Raw genomic sequence first — 15,219 nt, 5'->3', positions numbered from 1 at the left:
CTCCTTCACCGCGGTGCGGAGCGTGTTCCGGGTGCATGGTTGTGCTCACCCGGCAGATCGTCGCCGTAGTGCCGCAGGAACAGTTCTTCGAGAGTGGGCGGAGTACTCGTCAGCGAGGTCAGACCGAATCCGAGCAGTTCGCGCAACACCGCTTCGAGATGTCCGGTGTCGACTTCGAAGCGCACGGTGTGGTCGTGCGCGTCCAGATCGTGCACCCCCTCGATCGTCTCGAGGCCCACCGCCGGGCGAACGGTTTCGGCGGTCACCGACGTGCGGGTCAGGTGGCGCAGTTCGGCGAGTGTGCCCGACTCGACGGTGCGGCCACGACGGATGATGGTCACGCGGTCGCACAATGCCTCCACTTCCGCCAGGATGTGGCTCGACAACAACACCGAGCAGCCGAGAGCAACCATGTCGCGCACGCAGTCCCGGAAAACCTCCTCCTTGAGAGGGTCGAGACCGGAGGTGGGCTCGTCGAACAGGAACAGGTCCACGTCCGAGGCCAGCGCTGCAACGATCGCGACCTTCTGCCGGTTGCCTCGTGAATACGTCCGCACCTTCTTCGTCGGATCCAGTTCGAATCGTTCGACGAGATCGGCGCGTCGCGGCTCGTTCAGACCTCCCCGAAGTCCGGCCAGGAGATCGATCGCCTCCCCGCCGGTCAGGTTCGGCCAGAGGTTGACGTCTCCCGGCACGTAGGCGAGACGCCGGTGCAGCGACACCGCCTCACGCCACGGGTCGCCACCGAGCAGTGACACTTCTCCGGAGTCGGCACGAAGCAATCCGAGCAGGATCCGGATGGTCGTGGACTTGCCAGACCCGTTGGGTCCCAGAAAACCGTGCACCTCACCGGGACGGACCTCGAGATCGAGGCCGTCGAGCGCGCGGGTCGTGCCGAACGTCTTGACGAGCTGATTCACCGACACGGCCGGGGACACGGTGCCGAGATTACGCGCATTCCGGGGCGCAGACAGCGCATTTCGAACACGAATGCGTCGCACACTGCACGGTTTTCGTCGCGCCGCGGCCACCGGACGCGAAGAACAGGTGGCACTGCGTCAACCGGCCGGCCCGGCGATCAGGTTTCGGAGGTCGTCCTCGCCCCTCGGATCCGCGAGGTCGATCTTCACCTCGACCACGGGCCCCGGCGCTCGCTCGTCCCGCGACCACCCCAGGTCCTCGAGCACCTGCAACATCGTACTGTTCTCGGCCAGGACGAATGCCGACAGATGTCGGATGCCGCGACGCCACGCGATTCCCACCAATCGCTGCAGCAAGGTGGTGCCGACCCCGTGATGCTGGAACGGATGACCGACAGCGACGGCACATTCCGCCGTAGGAGCCTTGTGATCGGGCTCGAGAACGGTGTAGTTCGCGACTCCGACGAGCGTTCCGTCGTCGAAGGCCCCGAGACTCACGTGCTTGTCGTCCTGATTGCACAGCATGTCCACGAGATCGTCGAGGTGGCGCGGGACGAGCGTGAAGAATCGCAGATAGGTCTCCCGTTCGGTGAGATGTTCGTGCAATGCGCGGACTCGCTCCTCGTCCTGCGGACCGAGTGGGCGGAGCACCAGATCTGCGCAGACGGTGTGTGGTGGAGTAGTCCCCATCGAGTGCATCCCCTCCCACCGGCGAGCCGAGACTCTGCACCGCCTCGATCGCCGCCGACACCGACCGCATCACGGCCTCCCGTGTGCTCCGATTTCCGTCGACGTCCACGATAGGCCCGAAACGCGAGAGGCGTGGGGTCCCTGGTCACTGTTCACGCGGCCGACGGTGAGTCTGCAGGGCTGTGACGGGACGCCGCCGAGCGGGGCATACTGAAGGAATTCGACTCCCGCAGCACAGTGGTCTCGGTTGTCTGCCGCATTGTTCGGCGGCGAGTGCCGAACTTCGAGAGGTCGACATATGCGTCAGCGCATCGAGGATTACGCGTTGATCGGGGACCTGCACACTGCTGCCCTGGTGGGTCGTGACGGGTCGATCGACTGGCTGTGCCTGCCGCGCTTCGACTCGCCTGCGTGTTTCGCCGCGCTGCTCGACGGCGACGAGGCGGGACGATGGTCGCTCGCTCCCGTGGGAGGCGGTGTCTGCACCCGGAGGGCGTACCGTCGCGACACATTGATCCTGGAGACCGAATGGGTCACCGCCACAGGGTCGGTGCGGGTCACCGACTGCATGCCGGTGCGGCGACAGACCGCCGACGTCGTCCGTGTGGTCGAGGGCGTGACCGGATCGGTGAGGATGCAGACCGAGCTTCGACTGCGGTTCGATTACGGGCACATCGTCCCGTGGGTCCGCCGCGTCCCGGGATGCCTGACCGCCGTCGCCGGTCCGGATGCCGTCCGGCTCCGCACTCCGGTGCCTCTACGCGGGCACGACATGCGAACCACCGGACAGTTCGAGATCCACGCCGGAGACACCGTTCCGTTCGTGCTCACCTACGGCCTGTCCTATGAACACGCTCCCAGGCCGCTCGATGCGGGGCAGGCGATCTCCGACACGGACAGATACTGGACCGACTGGATCGAGTCCTGCGATTACACCGGGGAGCACACCGATGCGGTACATCGTTCGCTCATCACCCTCGAGGCGCTGACCTATCGCCCGACCGGGGGCATCGTGGCTGCGGCCACCACCTCGCTGCCCGAACAGATCGGCGGCAGCCGCAACTGGGACTATCGATATTGCTGGTTACGCGACGCCGCCTTCACGTTGCAAGCCCTGCTCGGGTGCGGATTCGTCGCCGAGGCCGAGGCGTGGCGCAACTGGCTGGTACGGGCAGTGGCGGGAGACCCCGCCGACCTGCAGATGGTGTACCGACTCGACGGAGCTCGACGAGTACCGGAATTCGCCCTGCCGTGGCTGTCCGGCTACGACGGTTCGGTACCCGTGCGCGTCGGCAATGCCGCTGCCGGACAGTTCCAGCTCGATGTGTGGGGCGAGGTACTCGACTGTCTGCATCTGGCCCGCGAGAGCGGTCTGCGCGGCGACCCGGCGTGGGACATCGAGGTGGCCCTGCTCGATTTCCTGGAAGGTCACTGGCGGGAACCCGACAACGGTTTGTGGGAGATACGCGGTCGGCCGCGTCCGTTCGTTCATTCCAAGGTGATGGCCTGGGCAGGTGTGGACCGCGGCGTCCGAGCCGTCGAGCGGTTCGGCCTACCCGGTCCGGTCGATCGGTGGCGCGCTCTGCGCCAACAGATCCATGCCGAGATCCTGCAGGAAGGATTCGACGCACGCCGCGGCACCTTCACCCAGTTCTACGGCAGCCGAGGGGTGGACGCGGCGCTGCTGCTCATACCCCGCACCGGCTTTCTGCCGTGGGACGATCCCCGCGTTACCGGCACCGTGTCGGCGATCGAGCGTGAGCTGAGCCGGGACGGCTTTCTCGTCCGCTACCGACCCGAACTCGAGCAGGTCGACGGCATCGCCGAACCCGAGGCAACATTCGTGGCCTGCAGCTTCTGGCTCGCCGACGCACTGTACGGCGCCGGCCGCGTCCGTGATGCCCGCGAGTTGTTCGATCGATTGTTGTCCGTGCGCAACGACGTCGGGTTGTTCGCCGAAGAGTACGACCCGGACGCGCGTCGCCAACTCGGCAACGTTCCCCAGGCCTTCAGCCATGTCGCGTTGGTCAACACCGCACGGCACCTCTCCGGTTGCCCTGTCGGCACCCACCGTCCCGCTGCGCGGTGACCTCCTGAACCACCCACCGGGAGTCACCTGCTTCGTCGACCGCGTCCGCCTCCGGATCTACATCGGCATGTGCATCATCGGCATCACGCCCAGCTGGTGAAGACACATCATGAACTGGTGCAGCACCATATGCGCCTGGTCCATCATCGTCATCATGTTCATTGCCGCCACCTGCCTTTCCCGAGTCGGGGAAGCGGAAACGCTCACCCCCTTGCCACCTCCATCGTCCCCCTGATTCGCAGTCGCTTCATATGGCGTGCCGGGGGAATTCCCCCGAACCCGCCACCGGAGTGACACGTCCTCCAATACTGGAATCATGTCGACCATCGGCGGCCTACCGGTTCACGCGCTGCTCGTCCATTCGATGGTCGTCCCGGCCCGAAACCGCGACGACAGCGGACACCAGGATCGATCGTGACCGGTTCGGACCGTGAACCACCGGCCGGCGCGGATCCCGAGCGAACCCCGGATATCGACCCGATCGCGGCCGCCGAACGGGCTGCGGCAGCATCGAGCACGGACCGTTTCCCTCGCGGCACACTCGGTCCCCGATTCGATCGCCACTCCCCCTTCTTCACCGGAATGACTGCCGCGGCCGGTGCACTCACCACCGTCGGGGTCGTGCTGGCGGCACGAGCCGTGGAGTCGATCCTGATCCTGATCGGTGTCGCGTTCTTCCTCGCGCTCGGACTCGAACCGCTCGTGCGGTGGACGACCACCCGACGGGTCCCTCGGTGGGTGGCGGTCACCGGCGTCTTCGTTGTCGGCGGTGTCGCCCTGGCGGCACTGGTCGCTGCGGCGATTCCTCCGTTGACCGACCAGGCGTCGGCGTTGATCGCAGCCGCCCCTCACTACTTCGAGCAACTCACCGAACCGTCGTCATGGGTCGGTCGTCTCGATGCCCGGTTCGACCTGCAGCACCGGTTGACCCAGTTCTGGGGTGGTACCGGCACGTCGGTGCTCGGAGAGATCGTCACCGCGGGTCAGGCCGTGTTCACCGCCTTGACCGACACCCTCGTCGTCACGGTGCTGACCATCTACTTCCTTGCCGATCTGCCCCGTTTGCGCGCCACCCTCTATCGGTTCGTGCCGAGCTCACGGCGTCCACGGGCGATCCTGCTCGGCGACGAGATCTTCGCAAAAGTGGGTTCCTACGTGCTCGGCAACATCCTGATCTCGGTGATCGCCGGCACAGCGACCTTCGTGTGGCTCTCCGTGTTCTCCGTGCCCTACGCACTGTTGCTGGGGGTGTTCGTCGCTCTACTCGATCTGGTGCCGCTCATCGGATCGACGATCGCGGGGATTGCGGTGGCTGCCGTGGCATTGACGGTCTCGGTGCCGGTGTGTGTGGCCACGATCGTGTTCTTCGTCGCCTTCCGACTCGGTGAGGACTACCTGCTCGTTCCCAAGATCATCGGGCGATCGGTGGAGGTGCCGGCTCTCAGCACCTTGATCGCAGTCCTGATCGGCGGCGCCCTGCTGGGTCTGGTGGGAGCACTGGTCGCGATTCCTTTCGCCGCGGCCGTGCACCTGATCGCTCAGGAAGTTCTCTTTCCCCGGCTCGACCGTGCCTGATGATCGCCGCTCGGCACCGATGAGCCGGACGGCCGGCCTCCGAACGGCCGTCGAGCCCGCCGGGCCGAAAGATGCCGTAGACGGCGAGGCCGCTGCTCGACCGACCGTGCAGGCCTATTCTGCAGAAGTGACCGCCGGCGCTGTCGCGGAACAGATCCTTCTGGTCGTCGGACGCGGCGGAGCCGCCTGTCTCGGGTCGGCCGCCGCGTGCTCGACCGTCCGGCCCGTCCACCTCATCGAAGGCCGCACCGGACACCGGTTCCCCGTGCCCCGCCACCGAGACCCTGTGCGATGCGGCAGGAATGAGACCTCATGAGTCACTTCACGACCGACACCGCCGAGCACGATCCGCCCGTCGATCCCCTCGAATCCCTCGACCGCCTGCTACGGGACCTGCGTTCGTCCCGTACCGGCCTGTCCACCCGCGAAGCGCAGCGGCGCCTGGGCGTGTCGGGCTACAACGAACTGGTCCGTCGCCGCAGCGAAGGCTGGTTGCGCGCCCTGAGCCGGCAACTCGTGCACCCGCTCGCGCTGTTGCTCTGGGTCGCGGCTCTCCTTGCGGCGCTGTCGTCCTCCGTTCCTCTCGCCGTTGCGATCGTCGTCGTCATCGCCCTCAACGCCGCGTTCGCGTTCGTGCAGGAACGCCACGCCGACCAGGCGGTCGAAGCTCTCGCCGCGTACCTGCCCCAACGTGCCCGAGTCCTGCGTGACGACACCGACGGGGAAATCGACGCCCGGGAGCTGGTGCCGGGTGACGTCGTCGTGGTCTCCGAGGGGGATCGGGTCTCCGCCGATGCACGACTGCTCGACGGCGTGGCGGAAATCGACGCCTCGGCTCTCACCGGAGAATCGATGCCGGTGCGGGTGACCGCCGACAGCGCCGACAGCCACGTGCCTCTGATCCACGCGCGGGACGTCGTGTTCAGCGGCACCACCTGTGTCACCGGCGAAGCGACAGCCGTGGTCTTCGCCACCGGCATGCACACCGAGCTCGGACGGATCGCGGCGTTGTCCCAAGGCGGCGGACATCAGGAAAGTCCCCTCGAAAAGCAGGTCAAACGGGTTGCGCGGCTGATCGCCGTCGTCGCCGTCGGGATGGGCGCCGCATTCATACCACTCGGCACATTGCTGGCCGGACTGTCCCTGGCAGACTCCGTGACCTTCGCGATCGGATTGATCGTTGCCAACGTTCCCGAGGGACTGCTTCCCACCATCACCCTCGCTCTCGCCGTCGGGGTACGCCTGCTCGCCCGACAGGGCGCCCTGGTCAAGCGGATCTCGGCCGTCGAGACACTCGGGTCGACGAGCGTCATCTGCACCGACAAGACCGGCACGCTGACCGTGAACCGGATGACCGTCACGACGGCGTGGACGAGCGACGGAGTCGTCGACTTCGAAGCCCTCCCGGATCCGCCCGCCGCACGTTCGGTCTCGCACCGGCTGATGACCGCGGCGGTATGGTGCAACAATTCCGAACCGGCCGAAGCTCCGGACACGATCCGACCCGATGGTGAACATGCCGCGAAGACCGGCATCGGCGACCCGACCGAACTCGCTCTCCTCCAGGCCGCCGCGCAGGTCGGCATCGACCCCCATCGCAGCAAGGACGACAGGCTGGCGCAGTTCCACTTCGATCCCGCTCTGCGACGAATGTCGACGGTGGACCGCGTCGGCACATCCGTCGTCGTGCACACCAAAGGCGCACCCGAGGAAGTCCTCGCACGCTGTACGCACATCGCCGAGGAGACCTCGACCAGACCGTTGACGGATGAGGATCGTGCCACGGTCGACGCGGTCATCGCCGACTGGGCGCGGCGAGGCCGGCGTCTGCTCGCGATCGCCGAACGCACCCTCCCGTCGTCCGAGATCCCCGCGAACCTCACCCGCGAACAGGCGGAACAGGGCTCGACACTGCTCGGTATCACCGCCATGATCGATCCACCCCGCCACGAGGTACCCGAAGCCGTGGACCGCTGCCACTCGGCGGGGATCCGACTGATCGTCGTCACCGGCGACCACGCGCTCACTGCCCGGGGGATCGCCGAGAGTGTGCACATCGGGGAAAGGGGTCTGCGCGTCATCGGCGGGGACGAGGCGGACGCCATGTCGGATCGTGAACTCGACGCGGCACTCGCAGGACACGACGAGATCGTCTTCGCCCGTAGTTCACCGGAGACGAAACTGCGCATCACCGACGCCTTGCAGGAATCGGGCCATATCGTCGCCATGACCGGGGACGGAGCCAACGACGCACCGGCGTTGCGCCAGGCCGACATCGGAGTGGCAATGGGGCGTTCGGGCACGGACGTCGCGCGCGAAGCCGCCGTCATGGTCCTCGTCGACGACAATTTCGCCACGATCGTCGGCGCCATCGAAGCGGGCCGGCGCGTCTACGACAACGTCCGCAAATTCATCGTCTACATCTTCGCGCACGCCACACCGGAGGTCGTGCCGTTCCTCGCGTACGCACTCACCAGCGGCGCGATCCCTCTGCCGCTGACCATCATGCAGATCCTGGCCGTGGATCTCGGCACCGAGACACTTCCCGCCCTGGCACTCGGTCGTGAGAACGCCGAACCGGATCTGATGCGGCGTCCGCCTCGGCCGCGTACACAGTCGGTGATCGACGGCCCTATGCTCGCCCGCTCATGGGGCCTGCTCGGTGGCGTTTCGGCCGTCCTCGTGATGGGACTGTTCCTGCTCACCCTCCTCGACGGCGGATGGACCTTCGGGGCCGACACCAGCACCGGAGAACTGCACCACACCTGGCAGCAGGCGACGACGATGACCTTTCTCGGCATCGTCGCCTGTCAGATCGGCACCGCCATGGCGGCCCGCACCAGCCGCAGTCCACTCGCCCGAATCGGATTCACCACGAATCGGATGCTGTTGTGGGGCATCGCCTTCGAGATCGTCTTTGCGGCAGCGGTCGTGACCCTTCCCCCGCTGCAGACCGTCTTCGGTACCGCAGTCCCGGACATCTGGCTGCTGACCCTGTTGCTTCCCTTACCGGTCATCGTGTGGGGATGCGACGAGTTGTTCCGATGGTGGCGTCGGACTGGGAACGGAGCGCAGCACGGATGAACGAGCAACCGACGCGACGCTGGCTCACGACGTGGATCGTGGTGGTGGCGGCAGGAGAAGCGGCGGGTTTCGCTGCGCCCGCCGCAGTCGGCGTCCTCACGAGGGATTCCCCATCGGCATTTCCGTTGCTTCTGGCCGCGGGTGCCGTGGAAGGTGCGATCCTGGGAATCTCGCAGGCAGCGGTACTGCACCGGCGGTTGCCGCAACTGTCGAGACGGAGATGGGTGGCACTCACAGCGGCAGCGGCGACGGCGGCGTACGCGATCGGTCTCCTGCCTTCCGCACTCGCCGCCCGGTGGACGAGTTGGCCACTGATCGCGCAGGTGCTCTTCTTCGGAGCGGGTGCTGTCGCCCTCCTGACGTCGATCGGTCTCGCTCAATGGCTCGAACTACGCCGTCATCTCTCCGGTGCGACCTGGTGGATACTCGGAACGGCTCTCGGCTGGCTCGTCGGTCTCGCCGTCTTCTTCGCAGTAGCTCCACCGTTCTGGCACCCCGGCCAGCCCCCGGTGCTCGTCGTGGCGATCGGACTCGTCGCGGGCGTGGGTATGGCGCTCGCCATGGCCGCGGTGACGGGCGCGACCATGTCGGTCCTGCTCAGGCGACAGACCCCGTCCGTCCCACGAGTCGCGGAGTCCTCGGAATCTCGACGGGGACGACCGTGAGCGCACTCGGCGAAATTCCTTGCAGAACTCCGCTGGATCGGTTTCACTGGTTTCCGATGGAGGGGAGTATCCCCCAACCGTCTCGTCGTCACGACGGTCCGACGATCCGGACCCGGCGAGCGGGCCTGTCTCGGCGGGCGGGAAAGACCTCCGGTTGATCACGAACCGGAGGTGTGTCGATGACTGTTCCGTTCTGGGCCTGGGCCGCGGTGCTGGGATTCATCGTGGTGATGCTCGCGATCGACCTGTTCGCCCACCGCCGCGCCGATGTGATCGGGGTGCGTGAGGCGGCGGTCTGGTCCGCCGTCTGGGTCGGCTTCGGGATCGGGTTCGGCGTTCTGATCTGGCTCAATGCCGGCGCGGAGTTCGGCCGGCAGTATTTCGCGGGGTACCTGATCGAGAAATCCCTCGCAGTGGACAACGTCTTCGTGTGGGCGATCATCTTCACATACTTCGCAGTGCCCCGCCGGTTGCAGCACCGGGTGCTCTTCCTCGGGGTACTCGGAGCGTTGGTCTTCCGTGGCCTGTTCATCGCTGCCGGTTCCGTGCTGATCGCGAGTTTCGGAGCGATCCTGTATCTGTTCGCGGCCTTGCTGATCCTCACGGGCTGCCGGATGCTGCGCGGCCGCGACGAGCACCTCGATCCGGAGCGCTCGCGTACGTTACGCCTGTTCCGCCGCTACGTGCCGATGACCGACGCCTTCTACGAGCAGAAGTTCTTCGTTCGGATCGGTGGCACGGTGCTGGCCACTCCGCTGCTGGCGGTGCTGGTACTGGTGGAGGTCACCGACATCGTCTTCGCCGTCGACTCCATCCCGGCGATCTTCGCGGTCACCGACGTTCCGTTCCTGGTGTTCACGGCCAACGCGTTCGCCATCCTGGGTCTGCGGGCGATGTATTTCCTTCTCGCCGATCTGATCCACCGCTTCGTCTACCTGAAGGTCGGCCTGGCGCTGGTGCTCGTCTGGGTGGGATTCAAGATGGCGTTGAAGATCGACGTGTTCTACATCCCCACCACGATCTCGTTGGCCGTGGTGACCACGATCATCGGGGCCTCCATCGCTGCGAGCTTGTACGTCACCCGCGGCCGGGGCCGTCAGGCTCCTCCGGTCGCTGCGGCTCTGTTCCGCAGCGCCACTCCGGCGGAACTCGCTGCCGCAGCGCCCCTGTGGGGGTGGAGGCGCACAGGTGCCCCGGCTCGTTCGGACGATTCCGAGTGCCTCGGGGATGGGAGCCGAACCACCACAGGAGAGGGGCTCCGGGACTGAGCGCGAGTCTCGGCGACCTGCAGCGGGAGATCGAAAACGACGGTGGGAACAGATCGTGTCGGATCCGAGACAGGGGATCCGACCTATCGACGCCCTGTCGAGAGGCCCACCGGGTAGCGGGCGTCGATATTTCACTCACGTCTCCGAGGTGCGGGCGCGGTCGAGCAGAATGCGCTGTTCCGCTCGCGCCACGGTCCGTCTCGTCTGCGTTGCGGCGTCGGGTGTGACCGACACCGAGGTGATACCGCGCCGCACGAGATGCTCGGCGAGGTCGGTGCTGGTCGACACGGCCTGCCCGCACAACGACGTCGTCAGTCCCGCGGCCGAGGCTCGTTCGATGACGTGGTCGATCGCGTCGAGCACGGCCGGGTCGAGGGTGTCGAACAGGTCCTTGCACACCTCGGAGTCCCGGTCGACCCCGAGCATCAATTGTGTGAGGTCGTTGCTGCCGATCGACACCCCATGGATTCCGAGTTTCGCGTACTCCGGCAGCCAGTAGACGACGGAAGGGACTTCGGCCATGATCCAGCGCAGCATGCGCTGGTCGGATCCGAGTGGATGCCGGTCGAGTTGGGCGAGGCAGTCCCGGAGTTCCCAGCGGGTGCGCACGAACGGGATCATCAGGTGCACGTTCGGATGTGCACTCCGAACGCGGTGCAGCACATCGAGATCGAGCGAGAACAGTTCAGGATCCCGCACGTACCGGAAGCATCCGCGGTAGCCGATCATGGGGTTCTCCTCGTGGGGCTCGATCTCGCCTCCTTCGAGATCGGCGAACTCGTTGCTGCGCAGATCGATTGCGCGATAGACCACCGGACGTGGCGCGAACGCCGCCGCGATCGTCGCGACGCCTTCCGCCATCTTCTCCACGTACTCGTCGCGACGGCCCTGCGCGATCATGTGCGACGGGTGCTCCCCCGCGAGCGCCTCCGTGATCATGAATTCCGCGCGGAGCAGGCCGACGCCGTCGACATCGGTGGCGGCGACCGCCTCTGCCGCGTCCGGAGTGGCGAGATTGACGTATACCGCTGTGGCCGTGACGGTCGCAGCTCCGGCAGGCGACGTCGCCGGTGCGGATGTCGTCGCCGCGGGCCGCTCGGCGGTGTGGACCGCCCCGTCGAACACCGCCCCGGCGTTGCCGTCCACCGTGATCAACTGTCCGTCGCGCAGATCGGTGGTGGCGGTCCGGGCACCGACCACGACGGGCTTGCCCAGTTCCCGTCCGACGATGGCGGCATGGCAGGTGATGCCGCCGCCGTCGGTGACGATGCCACCGGCGCGCCGCAGGATCGGCAGCCAGTCCGGCCGGGTCATGGGCGCCACGATGATCTCGCCGTCGCTCAGACGTTTCCCGTCGACGAGTTCGTGCAGCACCCGTACACGCCCGGTCGCCGCCCCGGGGCCGGCGCCGAGGCCGGTCAGCAACGGTCGTGCTTGGCCGTTGCCGGTCGAGGCGGCAGGAGCCGGCTGATCGAGGGTGGTGATGGGGCGGGTCTGCACGATCCACAGCTCGTTGTTCGCGAATGCGAATTCGAGATCCTGGGGCCGACCGTAGTGTTGTTCGACTCCGGCGGCCAGCCGCGCGACGCGGTCGAGCTGATCGTCGTCGAGCACCCGGGTGCTGCGAGTCGGATCGACCGCGACACGACTGTCCCCGGTGTCGGTCGAGGCGATCCGGAACTCCTGGTGACCGAGATGCACGTCGAGCACCTCGAAGGTGTCCTTGGCGACGACGTAGGTGTCGGGCTCCACCTGCCCGCCGACGACGACCTCGCCGAGACCGAGCGCCGCTTCGATCACGATGCGGTCGAGGTCGCCGGTGCGGGGGTCCGCGGTGAATGCCACACCGGAGGACTCGGATTTCACCATGACCTGGACGACCACCGCGATGGACGGTTCGTCGGTGACTCCGCGCAGTCCGCGATAGGTGCGGGCGCGTTCGGACCACAACGAGGCCCAGCACGCCTGCACCGCGCGGACCACCGAAGCGGCGCCGATGATGTTCGTGTAGGACTCGTGGATCCCGGCGAACGACGTGTCGGAGGCATCCTCCGCCGGGGCCGACGACCGCACCGCCACGGGGACATCGGGTCCGAGACGTTCGTAGGCGGAGACGATCGCCGCACGCATCTCGTCCGGAACGGTCGAATCGGTCACCAGGGCGGCGAGGGCGGCAGACGTGCGGATGAGCGTGGCGTCGTCGATGTCCGGTGCGGGCACCGCCTCGGCGGCCAGCTCGGTTCGTGTCCCGGCAGCCTCCATCGCATCGAGGTAGGCGTCGGTGGTGACGGCGAAGGCGGCGGGGACAGGGAACCCGGCGCGGGTCAGTTCCCCCAGGTTCGCGGACTTACCGCCCACCGTCGGCGCGTCGGTGGCGCCTACTTCGCCGATCGGTCGAACCCACAGGTTGTGTTCGGTCATCGGTGACTCCCCACGCTTCGCCGCCCCGCGTCGACCTTTCGGGCCGGATCGGATCCTCGGTCTTCCCATCGTCGCCTCGACCCGGTCGATACCGTAGGGGCGAAAGTCACCATTCCGGAACGGGCATCGTCATGGTCGATTCTCCGCGAATACCGGACCCGCGGGAGCGGAGACGGCTGATCCTGACTGCGATAGCGCGTCCGACGCTCACCGCCTTCGTGCTGGTCAGCGTCTACTTCGTGATTCCGGTCGAGCATATCCGTAGCACCTCCGAGGCCCTGACCCTCATCGGTGGCGGCACTGCGGTCCTGATGGTCGGCTGGTGGCAGATCCGCAGGATTCTCGCCTCCGAGTACCCGGCGGTCCAGGCCGTCGAGGCACTCACCACGATCGTGTCCACCTATCTCGTGGTCTTCGCTACCATCTATCTCCGCATGTCCGTGGCGCATCCGGACCACTTCACCGAACCACTGTCCCGCGTCGATGCCCTGTACTTCTGTCTGACGGTCTTCTCCACGGTGGGATTCGGGGACATCGCCGCCGTATCCGAGACCGCGCGAGCCGTCGTGTCGGTGCAGATGGTCGCAAATCTGATCTTCCTGGCTGTCGGGATCAGATTGCTCACGGCCGCCGTGCAGTGGCGTCGTCGCAATCGTGGGGGCGAGGAGTGACCGATCACGGGACCGAGACCTACGCGATTCGGCGTCCCGGTCTTGATCGCCACGATCGTCGGCGTCGGACATCGCAGAACTCTCGACGCCTCCCACGACCGCGTCCCAGAACTCGGCCCGGAGTTCGCAAATCGGACAACAATTGTCGTTCTGGTACGAAAACGGACTCCCGGACTTGGCGACATGGTCCGGGATCGCGTATTAGTTGTGTCGCGTCATAAATCTGTGACGGGGGTCATGGTTTGACGCACATGCCGACGGGACAGCAGGGGGTCTCGCCACGAACTGCTCGGTGTTCCGAGCTGAGGAAACGTTCTTATGCGTCTACCCATGTCGCCCACCGATTCGATGTTCCTTCTCGGGGAGTCCCGTGATCATCCGATGCATGTGGGCGGATTGATCCTTCTGAGTCCCCGGGACGGAGCAACCGCCGCGGATCTCGGGGCCCTGTTCACCGCCGCCGCAGAGAACGGCGAGGTCGCCCCGCTGTGGCGTAAGCGCGCGGCCCGTTCCCTGGGCACCTTCGGACAGTGGGCATGGGAGCAGGACGTGGACTTCGACCTGGAGTACCACGTCCGGCGCAACGCGCTGCCGCAACCCGGCGGCCTCGACGAACTGTGGGATCTCGTCTCCCGTTTGCACAGCACGCTGCTCGACCGGAGCAGGCCCCTGTGGCAGATGCACGTCATCGAGGGTCTCACGGACGGCCGACTGGCCGTCTACACCAAGATCCACCACGCCCTCGCCGACGGCGTGGGTGCGATGAAGTTGCTGCGCCGCGCCCTGAGCCCGGACTCCGAGCGCACCGACATGCCGGCGCCGTGGGCCCCGTTCGACACGCCGGGCCGCCCCCACTCGCCCGGGACGGCGCTCGGTCTCCCCGACGCCGCGATGCAGGCGGTGCGGACCGCAACCGCCGAGGTCACAGGCTTCGTGCCCGCGCTGGCCGGCACCGTGAACAGGGCACTGCGCGGTGGGGGCGGATCGCTGTCGCTCGCCGCACCGAACACCGTGATCAACGTCCCCATCTCGGGCACGCGCCGGTTCGCTGCGCGGTCGTGGCCGCTCGCCCGTCTGCGCACCGTGGCGAGGGCGGCCGACGCGACCGTCAACGATGTCGTGCTGGCCATGTCGTCGGGAGCACTGCGCGCTCTTCTCACGGAGCAGAAAGCGCTGCCCGACAAGTCGCTCGTAGCCATGGTCCCCGTCTGCCTCCGGCCCGACAAGGACTGCGCAGGAAACGAACTCGGCGTCCTGATGTGCGATCTGGGTACGGACCTGGCCGATCCGGCCGACCGGCTGGCCCGGGTGTCGGCGTCGACCACGGAGGGCAAGGCCTCCATGCAGGGCATGTCCACCCTGTCGCGGTTGGCGACCAGCGCGCTCGGCGTCGCGCCACTGGCGGTAGGCATCCTCACCCGCAATCGCGCACTCCCCCGCCCGCCCTTCAACGTCATCGTCTCGAACGTGCCGGGATCCCCGGATCCGTTGTACTGGAACGGTGCTCGGGTGGACGCGGTGTATCCGCTGTCCGTGCCCGTCGACGGCCAGGCGCTGAACATCACGTGCACGAGCACCGACGACGCCATCGCCTTCGGCCTGACCTCGTGCAGTCGCAGCCTGCCGCAACTGCAGCCGCTGCTCGACCACTTCGACGCGGCCCTCGAAGCACTCGAGGACGCCCTCGGCATCGAGCCGGACGACGACGAGCCATCCGTCCGTGCAGGCTGACGTCACGGAGTAGCGGTAACACACTCGTGTGACCGAGTCGGACAACTGCCCCAGGAATCGCCGTTCCCGTGTGCGAAGGCGCTCTGCGGGAGCACTATCGACCGA

The 15,219-nt window shown here is 66.8% G+C and carries 11 protein-coding genes; 7 read left to right on the top strand and 4 right to left on the bottom strand.

Translation table 11 applies throughout. From position 1 onward, the window contains the following. Window positions 1-5: 5 nt before the first annotated feature. Window positions 6-938, bottom strand: a complete 933-nt coding sequence (locus PV766_RS07740) for an ABC transporter ATP-binding protein (RefSeq protein WP_064063000.1) — start codon at window positions 936-938, stop codon at window positions 6-8. 120 nt (window positions 939-1,058) lie between these two features. Next, the gene (locus PV766_RS07735) at window positions 1,059-1,610 is read right to left on the bottom strand and encodes a GNAT family N-acetyltransferase (RefSeq protein WP_421096804.1); all 552 of its coding nucleotides are present in this window, start codon (window positions 1,608-1,610) and stop codon (window positions 1,059-1,061) included. A gap of 298 nt (window positions 1,611-1,908) precedes the next feature. On the opposite strand from PV766_RS07735, the gene PV766_RS07730 reads away from it, so the two are divergent. Next, complete coding sequence (locus PV766_RS07730; protein ID WP_421096803.1) at window positions 1,909-3,699, top strand: glycoside hydrolase family 15 protein; 1,791 nt, start codon at window positions 1,909-1,911, stop codon at window positions 3,697-3,699. Window positions 3,700-3,756: 57 nt separating this feature from the next. Here the strand turns inward: PV766_RS07730 and PV766_RS07725 are convergent, their stop codons facing one another. Beyond that, a complete protein-coding gene (locus tag PV766_RS07725; protein WP_421096802.1) occupies window positions 3,757-3,906 on the bottom strand; it encodes a hypothetical protein in 150 nt (49 codons plus the stop codon). Window positions 3,907-4,113: 207 nt separating this feature from the next. On the opposite strand from PV766_RS07725, the gene PV766_RS07720 reads away from it, so the two are divergent. The 4 genes from PV766_RS07720 (at window position 4,114) to PV766_RS07705 (ending at window position 10,291) form a co-directional block, all read left to right on the top strand. Next, window positions 4,114-5,274: an AI-2E family transporter gene (locus tag PV766_RS07720; RefSeq protein WP_421096801.1), complete on the top strand. Its 1,161-nt coding sequence runs from the start codon at window positions 4,114-4,116 to the stop codon at window positions 5,272-5,274. Window positions 5,275-5,586: 312 nt separating this feature from the next. Continuing rightward, window positions 5,587-8,358 carry a cation-translocating P-type ATPase gene (locus tag PV766_RS07715; RefSeq protein WP_421096800.1) on the top strand — a complete coding sequence of 924 codons (2,772 nt, stop codon included), beginning with the start codon at window positions 5,587-5,589 and terminating at the stop codon, window positions 8,356-8,358. Beyond that, the gene (locus tag PV766_RS07710; RefSeq protein ID WP_064063038.1) at window positions 8,355-9,023 is read left to right on the top strand and encodes a hypothetical protein; all 669 of its coding nucleotides are present in this window, start codon (window positions 8,355-8,357) and stop codon (window positions 9,021-9,023) included. The genes PV766_RS07715 and PV766_RS07710 overlap by 4 nt, the downstream gene beginning before the upstream one ends. Before the next feature lie 179 nt (window positions 9,024-9,202). Continuing rightward, on the top strand, window positions 9,203-10,291 hold the full coding sequence (locus tag PV766_RS07705; RefSeq protein ID WP_421096799.1) for a TerC family protein: 1,089 nt from the start codon (window positions 9,203-9,205) through the stop codon (window positions 10,289-10,291). A 135-nt stretch (window positions 10,292-10,426) separates the two neighbouring features. Here the strand turns inward: PV766_RS07705 and ppsA are convergent, their stop codons facing one another. After that, window positions 10,427-12,712 carry a phosphoenolpyruvate synthase gene (gene ppsA, locus PV766_RS07700; protein WP_421096798.1) on the bottom strand — a complete coding sequence of 762 codons (2,286 nt, stop codon included), beginning with the start codon at window positions 12,710-12,712 and terminating at the stop codon, window positions 10,427-10,429. A 131-nt stretch (window positions 12,713-12,843) separates the two neighbouring features. Here ppsA and PV766_RS07695 point away from each other — a divergent pair, with 131 nt between their 5' ends. Both PV766_RS07695 and PV766_RS07690 read left to right on the top strand, forming a co-directional pair. Beyond that, complete coding sequence (locus tag PV766_RS07695) at window positions 12,844-13,383, top strand: potassium channel family protein (protein WP_421096797.1); 540 nt, start codon at window positions 12,844-12,846, stop codon at window positions 13,381-13,383. Window positions 13,384-13,713: 330 nt separating this feature from the next. Then, window positions 13,714-15,114 carry a WS/DGAT/MGAT family O-acyltransferase gene (locus PV766_RS07690; RefSeq protein ID WP_421096796.1) on the top strand — a complete coding sequence of 467 codons (1,401 nt, stop codon included), beginning with the start codon at window positions 13,714-13,716 and terminating at the stop codon, window positions 15,112-15,114. The last annotated feature ends 105 nt before the right edge of the window (window positions 15,115-15,219 follow it).

This window comes from Rhodococcus sp. As11 (assembly GCF_048957735.1).
Classification (GTDB): domain Bacteria; phylum Actinomycetota; class Actinomycetes; order Mycobacteriales; family Mycobacteriaceae; genus Rhodococcus; species Rhodococcus gordoniae.
This window is presented reverse-complemented; position numbering and strand designations above follow the sequence as displayed.